4 protein-coding genes and 1 pseudogene are annotated in these 5,216 nt (G+C 60.7%); all 5 read left to right on the top strand.

Annotated elements, in window-relative coordinates:
- Positions 1-285, top strand: a pseudogene (locus tag NZM16_RS05080) (ABC transporter substrate-binding protein); the annotation flags it as partial.
- Positions 275-1,183 (top strand): ABC transporter permease subunit, encoded by a 909-nt coding sequence (locus NZM16_RS05075; RefSeq protein ID WP_295479066.1) that lies wholly within the window; start codon positions 275-277, stop codon positions 1,181-1,183. The pseudogene NZM16_RS05080 and the gene NZM16_RS05075, both read left to right, overlap by 11 nt.
- Positions 1,184-1,202: 19 nt before the next feature.
- Complete coding sequence (locus NZM16_RS05070) at positions 1,203-1,991, top strand: ABC transporter permease (RefSeq protein ID WP_295453021.1); 789 nt, start codon at positions 1,203-1,205, stop codon at positions 1,989-1,991.
- Positions 1,992-2,017: 26 nt separating this feature from the next.
- Positions 2,018-3,079 carry an ABC transporter ATP-binding protein gene (locus tag NZM16_RS05065; RefSeq protein ID WP_295453019.1) on the top strand — a complete coding sequence of 354 codons (1,062 nt, stop codon included), beginning with the start codon at positions 2,018-2,020 and terminating at the stop codon, positions 3,077-3,079.
- Between the two features lie 657 nt (positions 3,080-3,736).
- Positions 3,737-4,990 carry a DNRLRE domain-containing protein gene (locus NZM16_RS05060; RefSeq protein WP_295479063.1) on the top strand — a complete coding sequence of 418 codons (1,254 nt, stop codon included), beginning with the start codon at positions 3,737-3,739 and terminating at the stop codon, positions 4,988-4,990.
- Positions 4,991-5,216 lie beyond the last annotated feature (226 nt).

The following is a 5,216-nucleotide window of genomic DNA, read 5'->3' as shown; positions in this document are numbered from 1 at the left end:
GTGCAGGCCATCAGCGCCTACGCGCCTCATCCCAATGCAGCCAAGCTTTGGCAGGAGTTCCTCTACTCGGATGAGGGCCAGCTGCTCTGGCTGAAGGGTTACTGTCACCCTATCCGCTATCAGGATCTGGTCAAGCGGGGCGTGGTACCGCCGGATCTGGCTGCCAAGCTGCCGCCTGCGGAAGCCTATGCCCGAGCGATCTTCCCGACTCTGGAGCAGCAGGAGGCGGCTAAGAAGGTGATCACGGAAAACTGGGACAAGGTGGTCGGCGTTGATGTTAAGTGAGCGGCGCAGCGCGGCTTCAGGCGCATTGCGCCTGAAGCCGCTCCCCTCTTTCATCGGCCTTTTGGATTGGGCAGGGGTGATCCCATTCCTGCTCTTTATCCTTTTGTTTCTGATCCTCCCCTCGCTCTACCTGTTTGTGGGCAGCTTCCAGGATTCCAGCGGCCGCTTCACCCTGGAGAACATCCGCGCGCTGTTCACACCGACGATCATGAGCGCATACTGGGTGAGCATCCGGATCAGCCTGCTCACCGCCCTGTTGGGAGGGGTTTTCGGATTTTTTCTGGCGTATGCGCTGCTCTCCGAGGAAACCCCGACCTGGCTCCGCTCCGCGCTCCTGACGTTCTGCGGGGTGGCCTCCAACTTCGCCGGCGTGCCCCTGGCCCAGGCCTTCATCTTCACGTTTGGACGCATGGGCCTGGTGACGGTTCTCCTGCGGGAGGCCGTGGGGCTGGACCTATATGAAATGGGCTTCAACCTGTACAGCTTTTGGGGATTGAGCATCACCTATCTGTATTTCCAGCTGCCGCTGATGGTGCTCGTGATTACGCCGGCCATCGAAGGGCTGCGCAGGGAGTGGCGCGAAGCGGCCGAAAACCTGGGGGCTTCTCCGCTGCAATACTGGTGGTATATCGGAATTCCCATCCTGATGCCTTCGTTGCTGGGAGCGATGATCCTGCTCTTCGGCAACGCCTTCGGCGCATATGCAACCGCGATCTCGTTGACCGGGGGGTTGATCAACCTGATCACCATCCTGATCGGAAATCAGATCCGGGGCGATGTGCTCCACAATCCCAACCTCGGCTACGCCCTGGCGTTAGGGATGGTGGTGGTGATGGCGGTCATGATGAGCCTGTATTACCTCCTGCGCCGGCACAGCGAACGCTGGCTGCGACAATAACACAAGGGCCTAAGAAGCCATGCGTAAGGCTACACTCTGGAACTGGTTCTGGATTCTGCTGGGATTGTTATACTTTTTCCTGCCCCTGCTGGCTACGTTTCATTTCTCTCTGCGGGCGCGCAAGGAGGCGCTCAGCCTGCTGGCCTATCAGCAGATGATCGAGGATACGCGCATCTGGCAAGCGCTGTTGTATTCGATTCAGATCGGTCTCCTGACGATTGGGCTGGGCCTGCTCCTGATGGTTCCTACGGTATACTGGGTTCACCTGCGCGCGCGGTATCTGCGACCGATGATCGAGTTCTTCTCCCTGCTGCCTTTCGTCATCCCGGCGATCGTGCTGGTATTTGGGCTGATCCGCATCTACAGCGGCGACCCCTTCCCGCTCACCAACACCTATGCTGGCACGGACTTCCTGCTGATCGCCGGCTATGTGGTGCTGACGCTTCCCTACTTGTATCGTGCGATCGACGCAGGGATGACGGCGATCGATGTGGCGACCCTGACGGAAGCGGCCCAGAGCCTGGGGGCCGGGTGGGGGACGATCCTGTTCCGGGTGATCGTTCCGAACCTGCGTTCGGCGATGCTGGGCGCCGCCTTCCTGATCCTGGCCATCGTACTGGGCGAGTTCACGATCGCCTCTTTCATCGTGGGATTGCGCGCCTTCGGGCCGGTGATCTGGCAGGTAGGACAGAATCGCGCCTATGAAGCCTCGGCGCTGGTGATCTTCAGTTTCCTCCTGACTTGGATCCTGATGGCCCTGATCAACTTCGTGGCCCGCCGCGCCGTCGTGACCTCCGGACCGCGCTGATCCTGCCGCCTTGAGGTGGACCGGACATGGCCTTCCTGGTGCTGGAACATGTTTCCAAGCGTTTCGGGAATCTGATCGCCGTGGAGGATTTTCACCTCGCGGTGGAAAAGGGGGAGTTCATCTCTCTGCTCGGCCCTTCAGGATGCGGAAAAACTACTGTGTTGCGCATGATCGCGGGGTTCGAGCTACCGACAACAGGCCGGATCATCCTCGAGGGGGAGGATATCACGCGCGTGCCGCCCAACCGCCGCAACATCGGGATGGTGTTCCAGTCATATGCGCTGTTCCCCAACATGACGGTCGCCCAGAACATCGCTTTCGGGATGCGGGTGCGCAGGGAGCCGGAGCATCGGATTCGAGAGCGAGTGGACGAATTGCTGGCGCTGGTCCACCTGGAGGACAAACGGAACAGCTACCCTCATCAGCTTTCGGGCGGGCAGCAACAGCGCGTGGCGCTGGCGCGCGCGCTGGCGATCCGGCCGCGTCTGCTCCTGCTGGACGAGCCCCTTTCGGCTCTGGACGCCAAAATCCGTGTCACCTTGCGTTCGGAGATCCGGGCCATTCAGCGCCAGCTGGGAATCACGGTGATCTACGTCACCCACGACCAGGAAGAGGCTCTTTCCATTTCGGATCGAATCGTCGTGATGCGGGCGGGGAAAATCGAACAGGTTGGCACACCGTTCCAGATTTATAACTTCCCCCAAACCAGCTTCGTGGCCAGTTTCGTCGGGATGCTGAACACGGCAGAGGCGGAGGTACTGGATCCCCAGCAGGGGCTGTTGCAGCTGGATGGCGCTCATCTGCTTTCGGCGGATCCAGGTCTCCGGCGGCGGAAACCGGGTGAGCGGGTTCGGCTTTCTATCCGTCCTGAGCGGATCAGCCTGGCTGGGGAACAGCTGAAAGATAATCTGCTGCAGGCGAGGGTGGAGGACATCACTTTCTTAGGGGCGGTGGTGCGCATCCAGCTGCGCCTCGGAAATACGCTGTTTTACATGGACACCTTCAACAATCCTCATCTGGCGCTGCCGACCATTGGCAGCACGGTTCAGGTGACCTGCTCGAAAGAGGCGGTGATGGTGCTCGAATAGATGGCTTGCTGGGGGAGAGGGAGGACGAATAGAGACCCTGTGGCAGTGGCCCCTCCTCCCGGATCTCCCCCCCCTGAGGCCCAAAGGCCCTCCGAATCGGGAGCGCAATCCACCCCCAGTCTGCACGGTTCGATTTTTTGTGGGGCGTGGCCGCCTCTGAGGTCGCACCGCAGATACCGATGCGCTCGCTTCGAGAGCAGCGGAGGGGTGAGGAAATGGGGGGAGGGACCACTGCCTTCCGGATTGGCTTCGGTTCCTCAAATCCCCAGTTTATAACTGGACAAAGCACTAGAAGACCACCCCAAAGGGCTTCCCCGACAGAACACTCCCCATCCCTGCTGTGCCACCGGCAGAATGATTCTTGCGCAATGCTCTCTATTAAGTTAGAATCTTGTTAGTTTGATTTTGGTTTGAGATAGAGTTCGACGGGGGAATCTCATGCGCAGATTTCTGTTGATTCTGCTCCTGTTCGGTCTGATCCTAGACTTGAAAGAAACGCTTGGCACAAGTCCCATGCGTTCCTCCTTTCCGGCCCATCCTACTTCCCGAGCGGCCTTCTCTTCTGGGAGCTTCTCTTCCCTTTACCTCCCACTTGTCCTTCAAAACTGGGGTCCTTCCTGGACCCGGCAGGTCAACGTTCCCCCTCTGGGGGATCCGTTGAACAATGACTTTCCCCGGATGGCCATCTTCTGGTTTGGGAAAGTGACCCCGACGGCGAATTACGCGGATGTCCGCGTGGCCTATACCAGCTCGGAACTTGTGGTCTACGTGGCGGTCATCGATCGTCGGCTTTGGTTTGCGTCCTCCCCTTCCCCTCCAACGCTCACCGCCTGGGATGCGGTGACTCTGCTCCTTCACTTGGACGGCAACATCGGCGCTGTGCCTACGGATTCCAGCTATCGCTTCGTCGGAGGATTGGGTAATACGGCTGATCCAGGGCGCCACCAAATGGCTTACCGGGGCACGGGTTCCGGTTGGATGCCCGTATCGATCCCGTTCACGGCGGTAGCAGGCTGGCGAGGCGAACGGCTGAACGATGATGGCGATGATCGAGGATGGGCGATGAGCTTCCGTATCCCCTTCGCCAGCCTGGGTCGCTCCGGTCCACCATCGGAGGGGACGATATGGGGATTGGGCTTGATCGTCCACGACCGCGATGACGCCTCGGGCACACCGATCCCGACCGCCGTCTGGCCCGAATCGCTTCGCCCGGATGTCCCCGCCACATGGGGCCGCCTGCGCTTTGGGCTCCCGGTCTATACACCGCCGCCCGCGCGGCCCGGGGGAACGGTCCTGATCCGCCATCGCCTGAATGGGGCGATCGTCCGGGACGCTTCGGTCGGCGGTTATACCGTATGCGGAGAGGGACGGGATTTCTGGACGCAGTGGGGAGACACTACGGAAGATTTCTACAATCCGGAACGCTCGGATTTGAACATTCAGAACCAGGTCGACATCGCGGACTGGCCGTGCTTTTCGAAATACTATGTGACCTTCCCGCTGGACGCCCTGCCGCCGGGCAAGGCGATCCTGTCCGCCACCCTGACCCTCCATCTTATCGGGAACGCTGGCGGAGCCAACGCGCCGCGCTCCTGGATTCAAGTCCTCACGGTGGCGCAGGATTGGGACGATCGATCCCTCACCTGGAACAATGCGCCGCTAGCGGCGGAGAATATCGGGGGAACCTGGGTGGATCCGGTGACGAACTGGCCGGGGTGGCCCGGGATTCCCTATCGCTGGGATGTGACCTATGCGGCAGCGCAGGCGTATGCGACGGGCCAGCCGCTGCGGCTGGCGCTGTATTCCGCGGACGGCGATTACCACAGCGGCAAATATTTCGCGTCCTCGGATACCGGGGACTGGAACGCCGCGGCTCGCCCGACCCTCACCGTCGTGTGGGGGGATCCGTAGGGTCATCCGAGCTGCGTGCTCGATCACCTTCTCTCATGCAGACCGATCCCCTCAGGCGATAAGCGCCAGCGATCCCCTGTCCGCCTCGCTTTCCTTCCTCCGGCCGCCGTATAGATTGCGCAAACACTTCCACTGGGATTGGAAAGTGGGTGCGGGCCGCCCAGGGCCGCCCGCACCCACCCCAAAAAAATTCAAAACAACCAACCAGCGAACAGCAAGGGCCACG

The sequence above is a fragment of the Thermoflexus sp. genome (assembly GCF_025055495.1).
GTDB lineage: Bacteria > Chloroflexota > Anaerolineae > Thermoflexales > Thermoflexaceae > Thermoflexus.
The sequence above is the reverse complement of the archived record's forward strand: the minus strand, read 5'-3'. Positions and strand labels throughout refer to the sequence as shown.